Source organism: Methylobacterium sp. E-012 (genome assembly GCF_057836545.1).
This window is the reverse complement of record NZ_JBYQEY010000001.1, coordinates 933,889-953,947: the sequence shown is the minus strand read 5'-3', so window position 1 is coordinate 953,947 and position 20,059 is coordinate 933,889. Positions and strand designations below refer to the sequence as shown.

The following is a 20,059-nucleotide window of genomic DNA, read 5'->3' as shown; positions in this document are numbered from 1 at the left end:
TCGGGGAGATCCATGGCTTCGGCGAGCGGACGGATTCTGACGGGCGCGGAGGTGAAGGCCCTGTCGCAGCGCTCAGACCTGCGCGGTGCGATGCGCCTCGGCGCGCATGTCCTGATGTTGGCCGGCTTCGGCTGGCTGGTCTGGCGCTCCGGACCGTGGACGCTGCTGCCCGCCATGATGCTGCTAGGCATCGTGCAATCGGCGCTGTTCGCGCCGATCCACGAGACCATCCACCTGACCGCGTTCCGCTCGCGCCGGGCCAACGCCGTCGCCGGCTGGCTGGTCGCTTGCCCGTCGCTCCTGAACTGGCACTTCTACACGGCCTTCCACCTCGCCCACCACCGCCACACGCAGGATCCCGAGCACGATCCCGAACTCGCGTTGCTGCCACCTTCAACCCTCGACGCCTATGTCTGGCGCGTGATGGCACTGCCCTACTGGCGCACCCGCCTCCAAGTGGCTGCAGCCGGCCTGCGCGGCGACCTCTCGGCTTACCCCTTCATCACGGAGCGCGCCGCGCCGCGTATCATCCGGTCGCTCAGAGTGATGTGCGCTGTCCTGCTCGGCGTCTCGGTTCTCGGTATGGTGCTGATCGGCTGGTGGGCGCCCCTGGTGTTCTGGATCGGGCCTCAGCTCCTAGGGCAGCCGTTCCTGCGGCTCTACCTGCTCACCGAGCACACGCTCTGCACGATGGACAACAACGGTCTGACCAACACCCGCACGACCTTGACCAACAGCCTGATGCGTCTGCTCATGTGGAACATGCCGTTCCACACCGAGCACCACCTCTACCCGTCGATCCCGTTCCATCGCCTGCCGGACGCCCACGCGGCGATGCGTGAGCGGCTCGTCGTGCTCCAGCGCGGCTACGCGAAATGGCATGTCGGCTTCGTCCGGACGCTGCGCCCGTGACCGGATGGCCGACAGGCACCGGTACCTTCGCGCTCGGTGACCTGCCGCTTCAGTCGGGCACCGTGCTGCCAGGTGCGCATCTGCGCTGGAAGACGCACGGGACCCTCTCGTCCGAGCGCGACAACGTCGTGCTCTATCCGACGAGCTACGCGGCCCAGCACCCCGACCTCGAATGGCTGATCGGACCCGAGGGGGTACTCGATCCGGGCCGCTGGTTCATCGTCATCCCGGACATGTTCGGCAACGGCCTGTCGTCGAGCCCGTCGAACACGCCGGACTGGCCCGGCCTCGTCACCGCCTGGGACAACGTCCACGCTCAGCGCCGCCTGCTCGCAGAGACCTGGGGCATCGAACACCTGCACGCGGTCTACGGCTGGTCCATGGGAGCGCAGCAGGCCTATCACTGGGCGGCTTTGTTTCCCGAGCAGATCGCCCGGGCGGTGATCAACTGCGGCAGCGCTCGGACCGCCACACACAACCGCGTGTTCCTGAAGGGTTTGATGGCGGTGCTGGAGGCCGCGCCGGAGCATCGCGGCGCCGGCCGCTTCTCGGCCGAGCCCGCCGCCGCGCTCCGGGCCTTCGGACGCATCTACGCGGGCTGGGCGCTCAGCCAGGACTTCTACCGGGCCGACCTGCACCGCACCGCCCTCGGCGCCCCGGACCTCGACACCTTCTTGTGCACCGACTGGGAGGAGCGCTTCGCTCGCCGCCCGGCGGCCGACCTGTACGCGCAGCTCCGCACCTGGGAGGCGGGCGACATCAGCCGCGCCCCGCGCTTCGGCGGCGACCTCGCGCGGGCGCTGGGTGCGATCACGGGCCGCCTGCTGCTGATGCCGGGCGAGACCGATCTCTACTTCCGCATCGCCGACAACGCCGCCGAGCTGCCGCACCTGCGCGAGGCCGTCCTGCGGCCGATCCCGAGCGTCTGGGGCCATCGCGCCGGCAATCCCGCGGCCAACGCGGCCGACGCCGCCTTTCTCCGCGACACCGTGCGGGCCTTCCTCGAGGCTGACGCGATAAACCCCTGATCGGTGCGGCTTGCGCCCAAGATCCGCGCCAAATCTCGAGCATCAATTGCAAACGGGTTCGGCGCCCGGGCGAAGCAGAGAAGTCACATCATCGCGTCAACCCCGTATCGCAGGCGAGACGGCGCTCGGCCTTGCCCCATGTCCGCTTCGGAGGTGCTGCCGATGGCAGTCGGATGACCGAGATGGGCGCTTTTCTGCCGGGCTGCTCTGAAAGCCCCTCGACACTGAAGCCGAGGGGCCGAACGCTCAAATCTTCGTGCCTTCGGCTAAGGTCAAGGCATCTTCGACGTCGACACCGAGGTACCTGACCGTGCTCTCGATCTTGGTGTGACCGAGCAAGATCTGGACGGCACGCAGGTTGCCCGTCCGCTTGTAGAGCAACGACGCCTTCGTGCGACGCAGGGAATGGGTTCCGTAGTCCTCGCTGCGCAGCCCGATGCCCGTGACCCACTCATCGACCAGGCGAGCATACTGCCGGGTGCTGATGTGCGTGACGCCGTCGAGCCGGCTCGGAAAAGCATAGTCCTCGAGCGTTCCACCCCTGGCCTCTAGCCATGCGAGGATGCTGGTACGTGCAGGTTCGAGCAATTCGAACTGCACTGGTCGACCGGTCTTGCGCTGGATGACGATGGCGCGGCTACGGACACGATTGCCGCTGACGAGCTCGCCGATCTTAAGCTTGACGATGTCGCAGCCGCGCAGCTTGCTGTCGATGGCAAGGTCGAACATTGCCCGGTCGCGCGTGCGCCGTTCGCGGTCGAGCCAGAATCGGATGGCCTAGACCTGCTGCGGTTTAAAAGCTCGTTTGGCGCCGAGCTTGCGGCCCGCGTTCCAGGCCGGCCGCCCTTTCGTGGCCGGATCGTGTGCTGAGTGTCCCATCGTCTGTCTCCTCGCCGGCTCATGCCGACGAGGCGAGGAGACACCCGAACCAAAGCTATGAAGATGGGGACACATGCGGACGTTCCGCTGGCGACCCATCTCCAACAAACAGCCGATGATCGGTTCTCCCCTTAAGCGAACATAACTCGGCTTTTTCCTGGAGCCGCCTAACTCGCGAAGCATTGCCCGGTCCCATTGCTTCGGTAGCCGTGAGGAAAACCGACCGGCGGGCATCCGCATGGTTGCCAACATCGCTCGCCCGGATGGTGTGTCCCAACAAGGTACGGTCTGCGACGGGTTGTAAGTCGGAAGAATGCGGGAGGGCGGGAACGCGGCGCGTCTCCCTTTCGCAGCTGGTCAAATCGCCGCGATAACAAATCCGTCATCACAAAAGGTGCTCAAGACCACCCGGTCTAAAACTATCTTGATACATATAAATTTAATAAGAGCCGCGTACTTCCCCAGACAAAGGGACATGCTGATCCTTCAGTTGGAACAGTCAGACTGATGCGGACAATCCGAGCCGAAGCACCGCAAGGCGGGCCGCTTCCCGATCAAGCGCTCGACACGCACCTGCCTGCCGACGAGCTGAAGCTGGGTCGCATCCGAGCTCGGCGACACGAGGCTATCGATCAGCTCGTGCCCGCGATGATGCTGGCCAACATCGCCTGTGTCGTCCCGCTCACGCTGCTGCTCTGGCGGGCTCAACCCGTCGTGATGCTCTCGTGGTGTGCGATCATCGTTGCCCTTTGCACGGCGCGGTTGATCACGGCGATCCGAACCAACAAGCAGTCGTCACGTCTTTATGCCTCGCTTCGTCTCGATCGAAAGCGTGTACGGCAGGCGGCCGTCATGGCTCTGCTCTTCGCCAGCGTGCCCGCTTGGCTGCTGTCGCGAACGACGGGAGCCGAAGCCACCTGCGTCGTCTGCTTCGTCACTGGTTTGCTGTGGGCAGGCGGCCTCATTCTCGCGCCCGTGCTACCGGCTGCGATCACCTACGTCGGCTTGGTCGGCGGACTCACCATCGCAGGCTTCCTCGCCTCCGGGGGCAACGCCTACACGCTGTATCTGACTTTGCTGTTTGTCGCCGGAGGCGTCACGGTTTTAGGCACTGCAAGACGTCAGTCTGCACTATTTACCGCCAACCAACGGCAGCAGGCCGAGTTGGAGGAACAAGGCGCCACAATCGGTGTATTGCTGAAGGACTACGAAGATCAAACGAGCGACTGGCTTTGGGAAACCGACGCCAAGCTGCGGTATCGGAATTTGAGTCAGCGCTTTGTCGAGGCGCTCGACCGGCCCGTCGAGCTTATGCAGGGCACGGCTCTGGATCAGCTCATGGCGGACGATGGTGTCGCCGGGAACGCTGAAGCGAGACGGGCGCTTGTGGAGCACATCACTGCACGCACGGCGTTTCGCGATGTCGTCATACCGTTCACCATCGCCGGCACTCCGCGATGGTGGTCGCTCTCGGGCCGGCCGTTCCACGACGGGCAGGGGGCGTTTTCGGGGTATCGCGGCGTCTGTGCCGACATCACCTTGGCCAAGCAGGCCGAAGCGCGTCTCGCCTATCTCGCGCATCACGATGCCCTCACCGATCTGTCGAACCGCACGCTCTTCTGCGACAGCCTCGATCGCCTCCTTCAACACGGCCGCGGGGGCTTTGCGGTGCTCAGCCTGGATCTGGACGGCTTCAAGGGCGTGAACGATCGCTACGGCCATCCCTCCGGCGACGAATTGTTGAAGGCAGTCGCGCAACGCCTGCGTACCGTGACCGGGGTGGACGATCATATCGCCCGCTTGGGCGGCGACGAGTTCGTGATCTTGGTCGCTAAAAGAGAACGTCAGCAGGAAGTCGAGGCGCTCGCGCAGAACGTCATCCGCGCGCTGGGCTCGTCATTTTCGGTCGCCGGCGACGAGGTGACGATCGGCGTCAGCATCGGTGTCGCCTTCGCCCCGACGGACGGAGAGACGGCCTCCGCGCTGATCAAGAACGCCGATGCCGCGCTCTACCGGGCCAAGGATGAAGGGCGCGGCACCTTCCGCTTCTACGAGATGGAGATGGATCGTCGTCTGCAGGAGCGGCACCGTCTCGTGCAGGATCTGCGCTCGGCGCTGACGCGCGAAGAGCTCGTGCTGCATTACCAGCCCTACATTTGCGCGCGGACCGGGCGTGTCAGCGGCTGCGAAGCGCTGCTGCGGTGGCATCATCCGGAGCGGGGTATGATCGCGCCGGCGGACTTCATCCCGGCAGCTGAGCAGAGTGGCCTCATCGTGCCCATCGGAGCCTGGATCCTCGGTGAGGCCTGTCGGGCGGCGGTACGCTGGCCTGCGGATCGCCGCGTATCGGTCAACATTTCCCCCGTGCAATTCCGCGATCGGGAATTGCCGCGGACAATCCTGGCGGCGCTGACCGCCGCAGGATTGTCACCGTCGCGTCTCGAGATCGAAGTGACGGAAACCGTCCTGATTGACGACGTCACAGTCGCGCTCGATACCTTGCGACAGATCCGGGCCCTGGGTGTCCGCGTGGCGCTCGACGATTTCGGCACCGGATACTCGTCACTCAGTTATCTGCGCATGTTCCCGTTCGACAAGATCAAGATCGATCGCTCGTTTGTTCAAGAACTGACGACGCGGCGGGACAATCAGGTCATCGTACAGGCGATCCGCGAGATGGCCCGAGGGCTCGGCATGTCCGTGACGGCGGAGGGTGTCGAGACGAGCGAGCAGGCTGAACGACTGCGACAATGCGGCTGCGAAGAGCTCCAGGGTTACTACTATAGCCGCCCAAAGCCAGCGGGCGACCTTCAATTCGAAAAAATTTCGATGCCAATGCTTGAGATGATATCGTCTCAAAGCTTAGACGCTCTGCCTCTATACCATGTAGCCAGTCGATGACGGCTAGTTGTGCTGCACTGTCGGCGGCTTCGGGTTCCGGTGCTTGGAAATCTGCCTCACGAAAATGACGATCAAACTGCGGCTCATCGCATTGCTCGGCGGCCTCGGCCTAGTCTTGCTTGCAACGGCCGCACTAGGAAATCTTGCGCTTCATTGGAGTCATCAGAGCCTGAAGACTGTCTTTGACGATCGTGTCATCTGCCTTCGGCAATTCAGTGTCATCCGTGACGCCTACGATGACCTGATCGATACCTCGCGCATGCTGCGCAGCAAGCAGATCGAGCCGGCTCAGGCGAGGGACAGGATCGATCGTGACATGTCGAAGCTCCACACGGAGTGGTCGGCCTATCTGGCGACCTTCCTAACCCCGGAGGAGGAGGTCCTCGCCAAGGACCTGCAAGGGCGCATCAATCGGAACGATGTGATCGTCACCGAGATCCTCCAGCGCGTCGCCGCCGGTGCCGCTTCGAATTTCGACGCTACGCACACGGATCTCTTGAAGAGCATGCAGGTTACCACCGCGACACTGAGCAAGCTGACCGCGTTGCAGGTCCGGGAGGCCGAGGCCGAATACCAGCGCTCCGAAGCGACTGCCGGCTGGTCGCGCCTCGCGCTCCTGACCGCGCTCGTCGTCGCCGCGCTCAGCATCGCCTACGGCGTGTACGTGATCATCCTGCAGGTCGCCCGCCCGCTGGGCAACCTCGTCGCCGTGCTGCAGCGGATGGCCCAGGGTGAAGTCGACGCCGAAATCCGCGACGCAAGCCGCGGCGACGAGATCGGCGCAGTGGGTAAGGCGGTCGAGGGCATCAAGGCCATGGTCGCCAGCAGGGCCGCCGAAGAGGCCGAGGTCAAGCGCCGCGCCGATGAGGCCGCCGCCGCTGAACGCCGCCGCACCATGATCGAGCTCGCCGATGGCTTCGAGCGCGCCGTCGGCGGCATCGTCGGCCTTGTCTCTTCCTCTGCCACCGAGCTCCAGGCGACCGCTCAGCAGATGACCGCGACCGCCCAGGAGACGGCGCGTCAGTCGATGACCGTGGCCGCCGCTGCCGAAGAGGCGTCGACCAACGTCAACACAGTCGCAGCTGCTGCCGAGGAACTCAGCTCGTCGGTGCAGGAGATCAGCCGGCAGGTGACCGGCTCGGCCCATCTTGCGCAGGCCGCAGTGGGCGAGGCAGACCAGAGCGCCCATCTCGTCCAGGCTCTCAGCCATAACGCTGCCCGGATCGGCGACATGGTCGGGATGATCTCGAGCATTGCCGGCCAGACCAACCTCTTGGCGCTCAACGCCACGATCGAGGCGGCGCGGGCCGGCGAAGCCGGTCGTGGCTTTGCGGTAGTCGCCGCGGAGGTAAAGGCTCTGGCCGAGCAGACGGCCAAGGCAACCGCGGAGATCTCTGCTCAGATTTCTCAGATTCAGGGCTCAACCGGCCAAGCGGTAACGGCGATCGGCGGGATCACGGGGCGGATCCGGGAAATCGACAGCGTGGCGACGTCGATCGCGGCTGCGGTCGAACAGCAGGGCGCGGCAACGCAGGAGATCGTGCGCAACGTAGGGCAGGCCTCGGCGGGGACGAACGAGGTGACGGCCAACATCGCCGGCGTGGCGCAGGCCTCGGAGGAAACTGGGGCCGCCGCCACGCAACTGCTCGGTGCAGCCTCGGAACTCTCGCGTCAGTCCGAGCACCTCACCGCCGAAGTCGACCGCTTCCTCGCAACCGTGCGCGCCGCGTAGCGATAAGATCGCACGCTGCACTGTGAAGCGTCCGCTTTTCGGTTTGTTGGACCGAGAAGCGGACAGGCAGGAAATAACCTTCAGCCGCCATTCGGCTTCCGACCCACAGCAGCCGCCCGGATCGCCTTCGGCGCTTCCCGAAAGCAGCCATTGGCCCGATGTCCGAGAGCGGACCTCAAACTCCTTACCCATCTGGTCATTCGCAGAATACAGCGATTGGCCCGCTTGGGCGTTTCAACCATGATTAGATTGCACCAAGTAAAGTTTCTGTTCTTGCTCAGGATTTCATCGCGAGCCTCCTCGCTGACCGAGGCGGATCGCCCTTAACCTACGCCGTTCTCCCCTCAAGAAATAACCTCCCACAATCACCGCCGCGAAGCCGGACATGGCGCCGACGCTGAGTGCCCAACGCGGTCCGAGATGGTCGGCGATCCGGCCGACGATCGGCGCTCCGATGGGAGTGCCACCAAGAGCGACGCCGACGCGCAGCGCCATCACACGGCCACGCATAGCGGGCTCGGTCGACAGCTGCATCAGGCTGTTACTGGTATTGGTGAAGGTCAGGGCCGCCACGCCAGTTAGGGCGAGAGCGGCCGCGAACGTGTAAGTGCCCGGGGAGATGGCTGCCAGCGCGCACCCTAATCCGAACAAGGCGCCCCCGATCAGCAAGGTCTCGAAGGTCGGGCGCCCCCGCCCGGCACTCAGGAGCGCACCGGCCACCGTTCCCACCGCCATGCTTGCCGACAGCAGACCGTATCCACGGGCATCGGCGTTGAAGACTCCGACGGCCATGGTGGAGATGAAGATCGGGAAGTTCAGCCCGAAGGTGCCAATCAGGAACAGCATGATCAGGATGATCTTGAGGTCGGCCCTAGACAACACATAGCGGAAGCCCTCGGCGATGCTGCCGCGCCGATTTGCTCTCTCACGCCTGTGGAGTTCGCCGACGCGCAGCAGACACAAGGATGCCAGCACCGCAACGAAGGAGGCGCCGTTGATCAGGAAGGCCCATCCAGTCCCGACCGCAGCGATGACAAGTCCGGACACGGCCGGGCCGATCATTCGGGCGGCGTTGAACGAGGTCGAGTTCAGCGCGACAGCATTGGCGAGGTTCGCGTCTCCCACCAGTTCGCCCACGAAGATCTGCCGCACGGGCGCGTCGAAGGCCGCCGCGCTGCCGAACAGCGCCGCGAAGACGTAGACGTGCCAGAGCTGCACGATCCCGCTGACGGTGAGGACACCGAGTGCAAGAGCCAGTGTGCCCATCGCGGCCTGGGTTGCTATCAGGAGCCTGCGCTGGTCGAGATGGTCGGCGGCGTAACCGGTCCAAGGCGACAGGAGAAGCTGCGGCCCGAACTGTAGCGCCATAACGGTGCCGACCGCCGAGGCGCTGTGATCGGTGAGCACGGTGAGCACCAGCCAGTCCTGAGCGGTGCGCTGCACCCAGGTTCCGACGTTGGACACGAAGGCACCCGCGACCCAAACCCGATAGTTGAAGCTGGTCAGCGATCGGAAGACGCCACGAGCCGGAGCGTTCACGAGCGCTCCGGCAGGTTTCCGCCATGGAAGCGTCCGAAGTGCCGCGCAAGCGGAACGCCGATCAGGAGCATGCCGAGCCCGAGCGCCGCGACGTGGCAGATGTTCCGCGGGTCGAAGTCGCCGACCTGGGCCACGAGCAGGTAGCCGACCGCCAGATTGGCGAAGCCCCAGAGCACGTTCACGGTCGCCGAGGAGAGGCCCTCACCACGCGGCGTGGCGAACGGGCTCTGGAACGGCCTACCCATCAGGCCGCTGACGGCGTGCGGGACCGCATTCGCCAGGAAGGCCCCCCCGAGAAGGTAGGATGCGAGTGGGAGCGAGGGCATCTCAATCCCTCTCGTTCAGCAGGGCGATGACCGCATCAGTGGAGCCGGTCTCCCCGAGCCTCGGGAAGACGCTCCGCACGCTGTGGTCGTGCGCGTCCGGGCGCCGGTCGGTCATGGCGTCGATCGCGAGCGTGACGTTGAACCCGAGTTCGTAAGCCTGCCTAGCGGTGGACTCGACCCCCGATCCGGTGGCGACACCGGTAATCACCACCTGCGTCACGCCCGACGACCTCAAACGCTTCTCCAGGTCGGTGGTAGCGAATGCGCCCTGGCTTCGCTTGGTGACGACGATGTCGTCGGGCTGCCGGTCGAGTTCCGGAAGGAGGTCGGCGAAGTCCTCGGGAAGCGTGCTCGTATCGAGCTTCGGCTGCTCCGTCCGACCCGGCGGAACGTCGGTGACGTTGACGAGGACGACGAGAAGGCCGCGGGCGCGAAAGGCTTCCACCAAGCGGCAATTCCGCTCCACGACCGTCTCCATAGAAGGCGCTGGGGGCGAACCGACGGTACCTTTTTGCAGGTCGACGACGACGAGTGCTGTGTTTGGATCGAGCGTGGTCAGCGCCATGGGCGTGGTCCTTCGATTGGGTTCACTGGCTGGATCGGGAGTGCGGCTTAGGCGTCGACGAGGCGCCGGAGCAGGATGAGCGCCGCCGCGAGCTGCTCCTGCTCTTGTGGCGAGAGGTGGCCCTGAATGGTGCGCGACAGCCAATCCTGCCGCGCTGCCCGACCATCGCGGAGCCACTGCCGGCAGTGCTCCGTCAGCGACAGGATCGTCTGACGTCCGTCCTTCGGGTCAGGCACGCCGCTCACCAGTCCACCGGTTTCGAGTGCCACGATCACGCTCCCCATGGATTGTGGGCGCATGCCCTCCGCTCGGGCGAGTGCCGATGTCGTAGTGGGACCGTCTCGTTCCAGGCGTAGAAGGACGGCGGTCTGCGATGGTGTGAGGTCGCCGGTATGGCCCTGCTCACGCAAGCGGCGCTTCAGTTGGCCAGCCAGGGCACGCAGCTCCTGCGCCAAGGCCGCAGCGCTTACAGACGTTCGCTCAAGGGACAGCTCGCTCATGCCCACGACGCTACATTTATGAAGGCAATCTGTAAAGATTGCCTGCGCTTCATAGGGATAGATGCAAGTGCCGCCCGTCGGCGAAGAGGGGTGAAACATTGCAGGCCATCCCAGCAGTTCCGCGGAGCGGACGACATGATCAGGAGCTGGTCGCAATCAGGTTTCGCGTTCAGGGCCGATCAGAGCGCCAGCAAGCGCACCTTCCGAAGTGCGGAAGAGGGTCGAAAGAGGGCGGAGCGGCCACGTCCGCTTGTCGACCAAAAGCAGACCGGCAGAAGCCCACCCCGAGCCGCCATTCGGCTACCGACCCGACTCGGTCGTGTTGAAAGCTGCCGTGATTGACCAAAAGCGGTCATCGGTCGGCCACCGATCATGGGCGGTTCGGCTTGGGAAACCGGCAGGATGCGCCAACGCTGCTGACAGCACGGTGGCAGCAGCGCCTCGCTATTACGGGGGCCTCGGCAACGGCCGGTGTAAGGAAATAAGCCCCATGATCGAAGCTCTCTCCCACGTGAACTGGCTCGCCGTTGCAGTCGCCAGCGTCGCTCACTTCGCCCTGGGCGCAGTGTGGTTCGTGGGGTTGGTCGGCAAGCACTACCTAGTCGTGCTCGGCATCGCCGACCAGCCGCAGGAAAAGCCCGGCTTGTTGTCCCTCGCCGGTCCCTTCGCGTGCACAGCGCTCACCGTCGCCACCAGCGCCATCCTCCTGCGTGCCCTCGGCCTCACGACTTACGGGGATGCGCTCGGCCTGGGTGCCCTGGTCGGTGTCGGTTATCTTGTTCCAATGACCCTCAACATCGCGATCAATCCGCTGTTTCCGCGCCCTTTCGCGTACACGGCCCTCAACGCCCCCTTCTTTGTGATCGGCAGCTTGATGTCGTGCGCGATCCTGGTGGCACTATCGTAGGACCGCCCGCCATCGGATACGGGCCATGCGCCGCGCCGACCGCCTCTTCGAGATCATCCAGGTGTTGCGCCGTGCGTCCGGCCCGCTCACGGCCGACCGGATCGCCGCCGAACTGGAGACGAGTAAGCGCACCATCTATCGTGACATCGATGCGCTGGTCGCCCAGCGCGTACCAATCCGGGGCGAAGCGGGTGTCGGCTACGTCCTGGAGCGCGGCTTCGACCTGCCGCCGCTCATGCTGACCACGGACGAGGTCGAGGCGGTGGCCCTCGGCGCGCAATGGGTGATCGCCCATGCCGATGCCGGGCTGGCCCGCGCGGCGCTCAGCGTGCTGGCCAAGATCGCCGCGATCGTGCCCGAGGAACTGCGTCCGGTGATCGACGATCCGGCGGTCGGAACACCACCCGCGCGGCATCGGGACGACGACCATATCGACATCGCACGCCTGAGAACGTGGTGCCGTGAAGGACGCAAGCTCGCCATCGGCTACATCGATGAGACTGGAGCGGCGAGCGAACGGGTCATCCGGCCGTTCATGGTCGGCTATGTCGCGACCGTTCGCGTCTTGATGGCGTGGTGCGAGTTGCGGCAGGACTTCCGGGTGTTCTTGACCGACCGACTGGCTGCCATCGCCTTTCTCGACGAACGCTATCCCGAACGTTCCGTGGTCCTGCGTCGGCGCTGGCTGGCGATGAGGCGCGAGAAGCGCGCTGTTCCTCTGTCCTCGGTTCGATGATCCAGTCCTACTTCAAGGATCGCGAGCGGGCGCGATCGCAACGTCCGCTTCGGTTCTTCGTCGTCCGAGAGCAGACGGGCAGAAACCCACCCAACCCAGCCATTCAGGGACGTCCAGCGCGGGACCGGATCTGGCCGAAAGCGGAACGGCCGCTTCGGATGAGACTTGCCAGAAAGGCGGACAAGCTTCTATCGACCGATTCTGTTGAAAAACTCGGGTGTTGCAGCGGTTGTGATGAGGTGATTCACTTCTGTCGAGAGACGGAGATCGAAGCAGATGATGGGACCTCGGCAAGTCGAGCAGGGTGCCCTGTTCTATGAGTTCTCGCTTGAGACGCACGTCCCCGCCGAACATCTGCTTCGCTCCATCGACCGGTTCGTCGACCTGACCGGCCTGCGCCAGGAGCTGGCCCCGTTCTACGCTTCGACGGGCCGCCCTTCCGTCGATCCCGAGTTGATGATCCGCATGTTGATCGTCGGCTACTGCCTCGGTATCCGCTCCGAGCGTCGGCTTTGCGACGAGGTCCACCTCAACCTCGCCTACCGCTGGTTCTGCCGGCTTGGTCTCGACGGCCGGGTGCCGGATCATTCTACCTTCTCCAAGAACCGCCATGGCCGCTTCCGCGACAGTGATCTCCTGCGTCGCCTGTTCGAGACCGTGCTCGCCCGCTGCATCGCCGAGGGGCTCGTCGGTGGCGAAGGCTTTGCCGTCGATGGCAGCCTGATCAAGGCCGATGCCAATCGGCAGAAGGGGGTGGAAGGCTCTGCCGGCCTGCCGCCTGAGGTCGTGAGCCGCGCTGCTCAGGAGTACCTCGCCGTCCTCGACGAGGCCGCCTTCGGGGCCGCGACGCCGGTGCCGCCCAAGTTCATCTCGCCCGCCGATCCGGCCGCGCGCTGGACTGGAGCGCACGGCGGGCAGGCGTTCTTCGCCTACACGGCCAACTATCTGATCGACCTCGACCACGCGATCATCGTCGACGTCGAGGCGACCACAGCCATCCGGCAAGCCGAGGTTACAGCGGCCAAACGCATGATCGAGCGTTCGCGCGAGCGCTTCGACCTCTATCCGGCCAAGCTGGCTGGCGACAGCGGTTACGGTTCGGCCGAGATGCTGGGTTGGCTCGTCTACGAGCAGGGCATCGAGCCGCACATCAGCGTGTTCGACAAATCGACCCGCACCGACGGCACCTTCTCACGCGCCGACTTCACCTACGACCAGCCGGGCGACGTCTACCGCTGCCCGGCGGGCCAGGTGCTGACCACGACCGGCACCCTGGTCAACGACGGGGCGACGCTGCTGTACCGGGCGAGCAAGTTCGACTGCGCGCCATGCCCGTTGAAGGCGCGGTGCTGCCCGAACGAGCCGGTGCGCAAGGTCCCGCGCTCGATCTACGAGGGCGCGCGGGACATGGCCCGCGACATCGCGCGGTCCGAGGAAGGCAAAACCTCACGACGCGAACGCAAGAAGGTCGAGATGTTGTTTGCCCACCTAAAGCGCGTCCTGAAGCTGGACCGCCTCCGGCTACGAGGACCGAACGGAGCGAGGGACGAGTTCCACCTCGCAGCCGCCGCCCAGAACCTGAGGAAGCTCGCCAAGATCATCCCGGTCCCGCAGCCAAGCCCGGCTTGACCGGCAAGGGACACCCGGCTCGGGAACGAGGGCTCATCCCGCCCACGCTCCGATCTCGGCCGAGAACGAGTTTTTCAACGAAATCGACCCAGTGCGGCCATTCAGGATTTCTTTGTCGATGCTCTGAAGCAGACACGACATCGTTGCACATGATTAGGCCGCCATCCGGGAAGGCGGAGCCCGTCTTCGATGGACGACGGGACGATCTTCACCGACGCGGTCGGCGCTGCTGCGATGTCCAAACGTCGATGCCTACGGCGTAATTACAGCAACGGGTCTGCGCGGGTTTCGTCGCCGGGCCGGGCATCGACCAGCCTGCGGATCTGCTCTCTGACGGACGATACGGTGGGGTTGTAGACGATCAGGCCAAGGTCGGGGCGGCCGTCGACGGCGAAAGAGGAATACTCAAGCTCGATGGCGCCGAGGATCGGGTGCTTCAGCCGCTTCGTCCCCTCGCCGTGATGGTGCACCTCGTTCTCGCGCCATAGCGCCGCGAAGTCTTCGCTTGTCCGGCAGAGTTCCTCGACCAGCGCGCCGACCTCGGACGCCGCGCCGGCGCGGGCGGCGTCCGCGCGGAACGCGGCGACCACGTAGCGTGCCACGCTGTCCCAGTCGTGCTGGATCGCGCGAACCTGACTGGAGCCGAACATGCGGCGAAGGATGTTGCGCTCGCCCGGCGGGACCGTGTCCCAGTCGGTCAGTACGACGGCCGACGCACGGTTCCACGCAACGACGTCCCAGGTGGCGGTCTTGATCAGCGCAGGGCTGGTCTCCAGCGTGTCGAGCAGTCGCTGTAGACGGGGCGTCACGCCCTTGGCGACCGCGTAGCGGACCTCCGGCGGGCGTCCGAGGCCGAGCATGAACACGTGCTCGCGCTCGGCATCGGTCAGCATCAGCCCGGCGGCGATGCGGTTCAGCACGTCCGCGGAGGGCGCACCGCCGCGGCCCTGCTCAAGCCACGTGTACCACGTCGCGCTGATGTTCGAACGCTGGGCGACCTCCTCCCGACGTAGGCCCGGCGTCCGCCTGCGGCCCGCGAACCCGAACGAGGACGGGTCGAGCTTCGCCCGCCGGTCCCGTAGATAGGCGCCGAGGGTGTTCTCCGAGCCGGCCGGCATGGCGATCCTGTGAGAGACTATACCCCGATAAGGTCACGTATTTTACGATGACGCCAGCTGCCGGACAGTGGGTTCTCTCCACAACGCGGACAGTCATCCATGCGTGTATTCCTCACTGGCGCCACCGGCTTCATCGGCTCGGCGCTCATCCCGGAGCTCGTCAACGCCGGGCACCAGGTGATCGGGCTGACCCGGTCCGAGGCCGGCGTGGAGGCGCTCCGCGGGGCGGGGGTCGAGCCGCACCGGGGCGACCTCACGGACCTGAGCAGCCTGCGCGACGGAGCCGCCCGGGCCAACGGCGTGATCCATGCCGCGTTCGATCACGACGACTTTTCGAACTTCGTGGCTAACTGCGAGAAGGACGAGCGGGCTATTAAGGCCCTCGGCTCCGCGCTCAAGGGCTCGGATCGGCCCCTTCTGATCACATCCGGCGTGGCGATGGGATGCCCGGCACCCGGCCGTCCGGCTACCGAGGACGTCTTCGACAGGGACCACCCGAACCCCCGTGTCGCTTCCGAACAGGCGGGTGCGGCGTTGCTGGACGCGGGCGTCAACGTGTCGGTGATGCGGCTCCCGCAGGTGCACGATACCGTCAAGCAGGGCCTCGTGACCTACCTCGTCGCACATGCCCGGGCCAAGGGCGTCTCCGCCTATGTCGGCGACGGCGCGAACCGCTGGGCGGCGGGACCGAGGCGCGACGTCGCCCGACTCTACGTGCTGGCCCTGGAGCGTGCCGAGGCGGGGGCTCGGTACCATGCCGTCTCCGAGGAGGGCGTTCCGCTTCGGGCCATCGCGGAAGCCGTCGGCCGGGGCCTTGGCGTCCCCGCAGCCTCCGTCGCGCCTGATGCGGCCGCCGCGCATTTCGGATGGTTGGCGGGGTTTGCCGGAGCCGACATGGCGGCGTCGAGCACACTGACGCGGTCCCGGCTCGGCTGGCAGCCTGACGGCCGGGGCCTCATCGCCGATCTCGACGCTATGAATTACGCCCGCGGTGCGGAAAACCACACTTCTTAGACGTTCATAGGCGCAGGGCTGCGGGGTTGGGCGCGCTGCTCGCGGGCGTAGTGGATTGGCGGTCTGCCGACATGACGAGAGAAGGCGGTGCTAAAGGTGCTGGCGGACCCGTAGCCCACGCGCTCGGCCACCTCCGCCACGCCGGCTCCCTCGCGACCAAGCAGATCCTTCGCCAGCGCGATGCGCCACGCCAGGAGATACGCCATCGGCGCGACGCCGACCTCGCGCCGGAACCGTTCGAAGAATGTCGAGCGCGACAGTCCCGCCTCTCGGGCCAGGGCGGCGACCGTCCAGGGAACGGTCGGTCGCTCGTGCATGCGGCGCAACGCGGCGGCCACGCGCTCGTCGGTAAGCCCGCGTAGGAGGCCCGAGGGCGCCGTCGGACCCGTGGTGGACCGGAGCGCCTCGATCAGCAGCACCTCCAGAAGCCGCGCAAGAACGACTTCACGGCCGGGCCTGTCCGCCCGCGTCTCCTCGTTCACGAGGCCGAGCAGCATCGCCAGTCGCCCGACACCGCGCACATGGACGAACCTGGGCAGGAGCGACAGAAGTAGGTCCACATCGTCGGAGGCGAAGGTGCAGTGCCCCACCAGCATGCGCAGGTCGGGCGGCACCTCGGAAGGGCCGAGCCGGAACACGCCGGGGCCAACCTCAACGGGCGGCGGCGCCCGCCCCGCCGACGGTGCGACGAGGCTGGATGCGGCGAAGGCGCTTGCGGCGGGTATCAGCACGAAGTCGCCGGCTGCGAGGACGATGTCCGCTTCACCATCGATAGCGAGGCGGCACTCTCCCTCCAGCACCGCGGCATAGAACGGCTGGCCGTGGTCGTCGCGGCGCACCGTCCAGGCGCCGCCGGCCACGACCAACTTGGAGAACGAGGCGCTGGGCTGAAGTAGCCCGACGACTTGGGTGAGCGGGTCGACCATTTCGGACGTTCGCCAATGTAATACGGACTTGTGCCGGTATCACGTCCGGCAGAGCGCTCCTATCACCCCGTGGTGCGTCACACGGGAGGTCCCATGAACACGATCCTCATCACCGGCTGCTCATCCGGCTTCGGCCTGGAGACGGCACGCGTGTTTCTCGACCGCGGCTGGCGAGTCGTCGCCACGATGCGCACGCCTCAGGTGGCCCTGCTCCCGGAGTCCGACCGCCTTACCGTCCTGCCGCTCGACGTGACTGACGCCGACAGCATTGCCCGGGCCGTTGCGGAGGCCGGGCCGCTCGATGTCCTGGTGAACAACGCGGGCGTCGGGCTGCTAAACGCCCTGGAGGGCCTGTCGATGGAGTCCGCCCGGGAGGTGTTCGAGACGAATACCCTTGGCACTATCGCGATGACCCAGGCCGTGCTGCCGCAGTTCCGGGAACGGGGCGCGGGGGTGATCGTCAACGTGACGTCGAGCGTGACCCTGCGACCGCTACCGCTGCTGGCGGTCTATACCGCGAGCAAGGCGGCTGTGAACGCTTTCACAGAGTCCCTCGCCCACGAGCTCGTGCCATTCGGCGTGCGCGCCCATCTCGTCCTTCCCGGCCGATCGCCGGAGACCGCGTTCGGGGTCAACGCCCGTACCCGGATGGGGATGAATGTGCCCGAGGCCTACGGTGATCTGGCGGGGCAGGTCTTCGCGAATTTCCAGCAGGCGACGGAAGAGCTGACCCGGGCCTCGGACGTGGCCGATGCGGTCTGGCGCGCGGCAACCGACCCGGCTTGCCCGATGCGCCTGCCGGCCGGCGCTGATGCGATCGCCTGGGCGGCGGCTTGACACGAGCCCTTGAACGTCCGCTTCCGCTACATGTTTGAGCGGAAGCGGACTGGCAGATATCCACCCTGAGCCGCCCTACTGCTTCCGACCCAACCTGAACGCTTAGTCAGCAGGTGCGCATCTCTGGAACCAGTCGTTGAAACGACCCGCAGCATTCGTCTCTCGCTGCTCGCCTGCAAATCATAGTCGCGTACACCACGCGCGGAACCAGCCCACGCGGCCGCAGCCAGTACGCGCGCAGCTGCTCAGCGCCCTCTTCGGCGGTGAGTCGCGGTCAGCCACCGTGCGTTTGGAGCCACCCGGCGATCCCGCCCACCACCTCCTGCTCAATCCCGTAGTAGCCGTGGGGCGAGAGTGAACCGCAGGCTCTGTCCGAACGCTGCATGCCGCCGCTGACTGCGAGAACGCGAACGCTGGGCGAACGCGTCATGGTCGCGGCAATGCGTGGCGCCATCTCGGGCGGAGCCACGTCGCAAGCATCGTCTCGGTTGGCGACGACCAATACCGGAACGCGCACGCCCCCCGGATCAGCGTCGAATACCGTCTCGGTGCTCCGTTGTCCGGGCACAGACACGGACTCGGTCAACACCAAGCCCGCAATGAGACCCGACCGGGCGTGGGCGGCCCCGTTTATCGCCGCGATCGTCCCCTGACTGGTGCCAACCAAGAAGACGGGTGCAGAGGCTCGATCCCGGGCGTAAGCTGCCAGACCGTTCACAAGCTGACCGTAGGCCGGTGAGCTTCGCAGGCCCCGCAGGTTCGCCTGATCGACGGTGTCGGGGATCAGCACGGCGTAGCCCCTTGCAACCCAGTCCGCCCGCGTACGGACGACGAAGTTGTCCTCGTGGCGCAGGTCCCCGTCTCGCCGAACGCCGATGTCGCCGGAGCCGCCCGGCAGCATGACGAGCGTTGCCCGGGGGTGAGGCGGCGCGTCGTAGAGAACGCGCTGGTCAACACCACCACCGAGCGGCAGATTTATCACGCGCTCTCCCGCAACAAGGGCCTGCCTTGCTGGTCCGGTCTGGGCGAAGGCCGGGACGCCGAGCAGGTTAACGGCGAGGTGCGAGAGGGTGAATTTACCCGGCATCATAGATCCTCTTAACAGACTGATAGGAATGCCTTGATCGACCCATGAAGACTGCGCCTGTATTCCTGCGAGTTATCTGAACAGATTGGCTGAGGGCATCAACTTGCAGTGATGATACAGACTGCAACATTCGTCGTTCGAAAGAGGAGCCTCGTCGCTGTTTTGCGGAACGGTCCCGAGCCGTCACTCGCGTCGTTGAGCTTCTCCGTCCCGCCAATCTTTACGCACTCTCGCTCGACCGCATTATGTGGCGGGTAGCCTAACCACCGATCGGCATCCTTTTCGAAGGCCCAAGATGAGTCGCAAGTGAGCGCGAGGGCGGCGTCTGCTTCTTACGTTTTGCGCTCAGAAGCAGACCGTCCGAAATCCACCCTTGGCAGACCTTCAGGTTGCGTATGCGAGTATGAGCGGCGGCTCACCTGAATGGGTCGCTCGGAGGCCGACATGGTTAGGCTCGCGGTTCGAATTTTGGCGAGCGCCCTCATACTCATCGGGCTCGGCACCGTCGTGGGGTTGGGTCTGGCCTTCACTGCCAGGCGAACCGTCTGCGCCGGACAACCTGACTGTCGTCGCCTCGCCAGATGGTTCATTCAGTGTGGTCCTAGCGTCCTGGAACGGTGGCGGGGCTATCGCGCCCTTCTGCTACAACCGCGTATTCGTCGTCCCGGCGGCGGTATCGAACGACCGCCTAGCGGACGACCAGAACCTCGTGTTCGCAGGCGCGTGCGCGACCTTCGAGGACCATTCCAGTGCGCCCAACTTGACTTGGCGTGGGCCGAACGCGCCTCAAGTCAAGTTCTCGACACTGGAGACCGCAAGCGCTCCGGCAACATTGCGCCTGCGCCATCTCGCTGCAGGTGGCCAGGTCGAAGTGGAGTTCGAGGTAGGTCACTAGGCTCTGAAAGTCCGCTTTCCGCCCGCAACGGCCATCCCGGTTCCGGCCCAACCCAGCCGCCCAGACCGCTGGCTGCGCTGCTCCAAAGCGGCCGTTGATGAGCCCTCCAGCAACTTCGGCTCGGGGTGGGAAGCGGACCTCAGGTGCGCCGTCATCAGCAGACCTCGGCAGGAGGCAGGGGTTCATTCTCGATGACGCAAAACCCCACCAACTGGCTATCGAAGCGCTGGTGAGGACGACTGAACTCATCCCGCTAGCGTCCAAGCGCCACACAAAGGTTGTCAACCTTTGACATGCCAGCGTGGCTTGCTAGGTGCATGCCCATGTCGACCACACCGACCCGTAACTTCTCTCTGACGCCAGAACTCGATGGCTTCATCCGCGATCTCGTGGCCTCAGGTCGTTACAGCAATGCCAGCGAGGCGGTCCGCGCGGGTCTGCGTCTGCTGATCGAGCATGAGCAGATGATGAAGCGCGGGCGCAGCAGACAAGTGTCGACACACGCCCAGCCTCGCCCCTGAGGCATCG

At 65.5% G+C, this 20,059-nt stretch carries 18 protein-coding genes; 10 read left to right on the top strand and 8 right to left on the bottom strand.

The features are described from left to right. The first annotated feature begins 12 nt into the window (after positions 1–12). Positions 13–912: a fatty acid desaturase gene (locus tag AC3IF1_RS04430; protein WP_489216148.1), complete on the top strand. Its 900-nt coding sequence runs from the start codon at positions 13–15 to the stop codon at positions 910–912. Then, a complete protein-coding gene (locus AC3IF1_RS04425) occupies positions 909–1,940 on the top strand; it encodes an alpha/beta fold hydrolase (protein ID WP_489216147.1) in 1,032 nt (343 codons plus the stop codon). The genes AC3IF1_RS04430 and AC3IF1_RS04425 overlap by 4 nt, the downstream gene beginning before the upstream one ends. A gap of 246 nt (positions 1,941–2,186) precedes the next feature. On the opposite strand, the gene AC3IF1_RS04420 is transcribed toward AC3IF1_RS04425, so the two are convergent. Next, the gene (locus AC3IF1_RS04420) at positions 2,187–2,714 is read right to left on the bottom strand and encodes a tyrosine-type recombinase/integrase (protein WP_489220317.1); all 528 of its coding nucleotides are present in this window, start codon (positions 2,712–2,714) and stop codon (positions 2,187–2,189) included. Between the two features lie 612 nt (positions 2,715–3,326). Between AC3IF1_RS04420 and AC3IF1_RS04415 the strand changes: the two genes are divergently transcribed. Together AC3IF1_RS04415 and AC3IF1_RS04410 are read left to right on the top strand one after the other, a co-directional pair. Then, on the top strand, positions 3,327–5,720 hold the full coding sequence (locus AC3IF1_RS04415) for a putative bifunctional diguanylate cyclase/phosphodiesterase (protein WP_489216146.1): 2,394 nt from the start codon (positions 3,327–3,329) through the stop codon (positions 5,718–5,720). 64 nt (positions 5,721–5,784) lie between these two features. Then, on the top strand, positions 5,785–7,452 hold the full coding sequence (locus AC3IF1_RS04410; RefSeq protein ID WP_489216145.1) for a methyl-accepting chemotaxis protein: 1,668 nt from the start codon (positions 5,785–5,787) through the stop codon (positions 7,450–7,452). 285 nt (positions 7,453–7,737) lie between these two features. Here AC3IF1_RS04410 and AC3IF1_RS04405 read toward each other — a convergent pair whose 3' ends face one another. Genes AC3IF1_RS04405 through AC3IF1_RS04390 form a run of 4 tightly spaced genes read right to left on the bottom strand, consistent with a single transcriptional unit; the run spans position 7,738 to position 10,382 of the window. Continuing rightward, positions 7,738–8,991 (bottom strand): MFS transporter, encoded by a 1,254-nt coding sequence (locus AC3IF1_RS04405; protein ID WP_489216144.1) that lies wholly within the window; start codon positions 8,989–8,991, stop codon positions 7,738–7,740. Continuing rightward, complete coding sequence (locus tag AC3IF1_RS04400) at positions 8,988–9,317, bottom strand: hypothetical protein (protein WP_489216143.1); 330 nt, start codon at positions 9,315–9,317, stop codon at positions 8,988–8,990. Before AC3IF1_RS04400 ends, AC3IF1_RS04405 begins: the two co-directional genes overlap by 4 nt. A 1-nt stretch (position 9,318) precedes the next feature. Beyond that, entirely contained in the window at positions 9,319–9,882 is a 564-nt protein-coding gene (locus AC3IF1_RS04395) for an isochorismatase family protein (protein ID WP_489216142.1), read from the bottom strand. Between the two features lie 47 nt (positions 9,883–9,929). Next, a complete protein-coding gene (locus AC3IF1_RS04390) occupies positions 9,930–10,382 on the bottom strand; it encodes a MarR family winged helix-turn-helix transcriptional regulator (protein ID WP_489216141.1) in 453 nt (150 codons plus the stop codon). 490 nt (positions 10,383–10,872) lie between these two features. On the opposite strand from AC3IF1_RS04390, the gene AC3IF1_RS04385 reads away from it, so the two are divergent. The 3 genes from AC3IF1_RS04385 (at position 10,873) to AC3IF1_RS04375 (ending at position 13,654) form a co-directional block, all read left to right on the top strand. Continuing rightward, positions 10,873–11,289, top strand: a complete 417-nt coding sequence (locus AC3IF1_RS04385; protein WP_489216140.1) for a DUF1761 domain-containing protein — start codon at positions 10,873–10,875, stop codon at positions 11,287–11,289. 25 nt (positions 11,290–11,314) lie between these two features. Next, a complete protein-coding gene (locus AC3IF1_RS04380; protein ID WP_489216138.1) occupies positions 11,315–12,025 on the top strand; it encodes a helix-turn-helix transcriptional regulator in 711 nt (236 codons plus the stop codon). 276 nt (positions 12,026–12,301) lie between these two features. Further along, on the top strand, positions 12,302–13,654 hold the full coding sequence (locus AC3IF1_RS04375; RefSeq protein WP_489216136.1) for a transposase: 1,353 nt from the start codon (positions 12,302–12,304) through the stop codon (positions 13,652–13,654). A gap of 263 nt (positions 13,655–13,917) precedes the next feature. Here AC3IF1_RS04375 and AC3IF1_RS04370 read toward each other — a convergent pair whose 3' ends face one another. Further along, positions 13,918–14,772: a helix-turn-helix transcriptional regulator gene (locus tag AC3IF1_RS04370; RefSeq protein WP_489216134.1), complete on the bottom strand. Its 855-nt coding sequence runs from the start codon at positions 14,770–14,772 to the stop codon at positions 13,918–13,920. Positions 14,773–14,871: 99 nt separating this feature from the next. On the opposite strand from AC3IF1_RS04370, the gene AC3IF1_RS04365 reads away from it, so the two are divergent. After that, complete coding sequence (locus AC3IF1_RS04365; protein WP_489216132.1) at positions 14,872–15,786, top strand: SDR family oxidoreductase; 915 nt, start codon at positions 14,872–14,874, stop codon at positions 15,784–15,786. Here AC3IF1_RS04365 and AC3IF1_RS04360 read toward each other — a convergent pair. Continuing rightward, a complete protein-coding gene (locus tag AC3IF1_RS04360) occupies positions 15,783–16,712 on the bottom strand; it encodes an AraC family transcriptional regulator (RefSeq protein WP_489216130.1) in 930 nt (309 codons plus the stop codon). The genes AC3IF1_RS04365 and AC3IF1_RS04360 overlap by 4 nt on opposite strands. Positions 16,713–16,805: 93 nt before the next feature. Here AC3IF1_RS04360 and AC3IF1_RS04355 point away from each other — a divergent pair, with 93 nt between their 5' ends. Beyond that, the gene (locus AC3IF1_RS04355) at positions 16,806–17,549 is read left to right on the top strand and encodes an SDR family oxidoreductase (RefSeq protein WP_489216128.1); all 744 of its coding nucleotides are present in this window, start codon (positions 16,806–16,808) and stop codon (positions 17,547–17,549) included. A gap of 274 nt (positions 17,550–17,823) precedes the next feature. Here the strand turns inward: AC3IF1_RS04355 and AC3IF1_RS04350 are convergent, their stop codons facing one another. Further along, positions 17,824–18,639 (bottom strand): alpha/beta hydrolase, encoded by an 816-nt coding sequence (locus AC3IF1_RS04350; protein WP_489216126.1) that lies wholly within the window; start codon positions 18,637–18,639, stop codon positions 17,824–17,826. Between the two features lie 1,215 nt (positions 18,640–19,854). On the opposite strand from AC3IF1_RS04350, the gene AC3IF1_RS04345 reads away from it, so the two are divergent. Continuing rightward, positions 19,855–20,052 carry a type II toxin-antitoxin system ParD family antitoxin gene (locus AC3IF1_RS04345; RefSeq protein WP_489216124.1) on the top strand — a complete coding sequence of 66 codons (198 nt, stop codon included), beginning with the start codon at positions 19,855–19,857 and terminating at the stop codon, positions 20,050–20,052. The last annotated feature ends 7 nt before the right edge of the window (positions 20,053–20,059 follow it).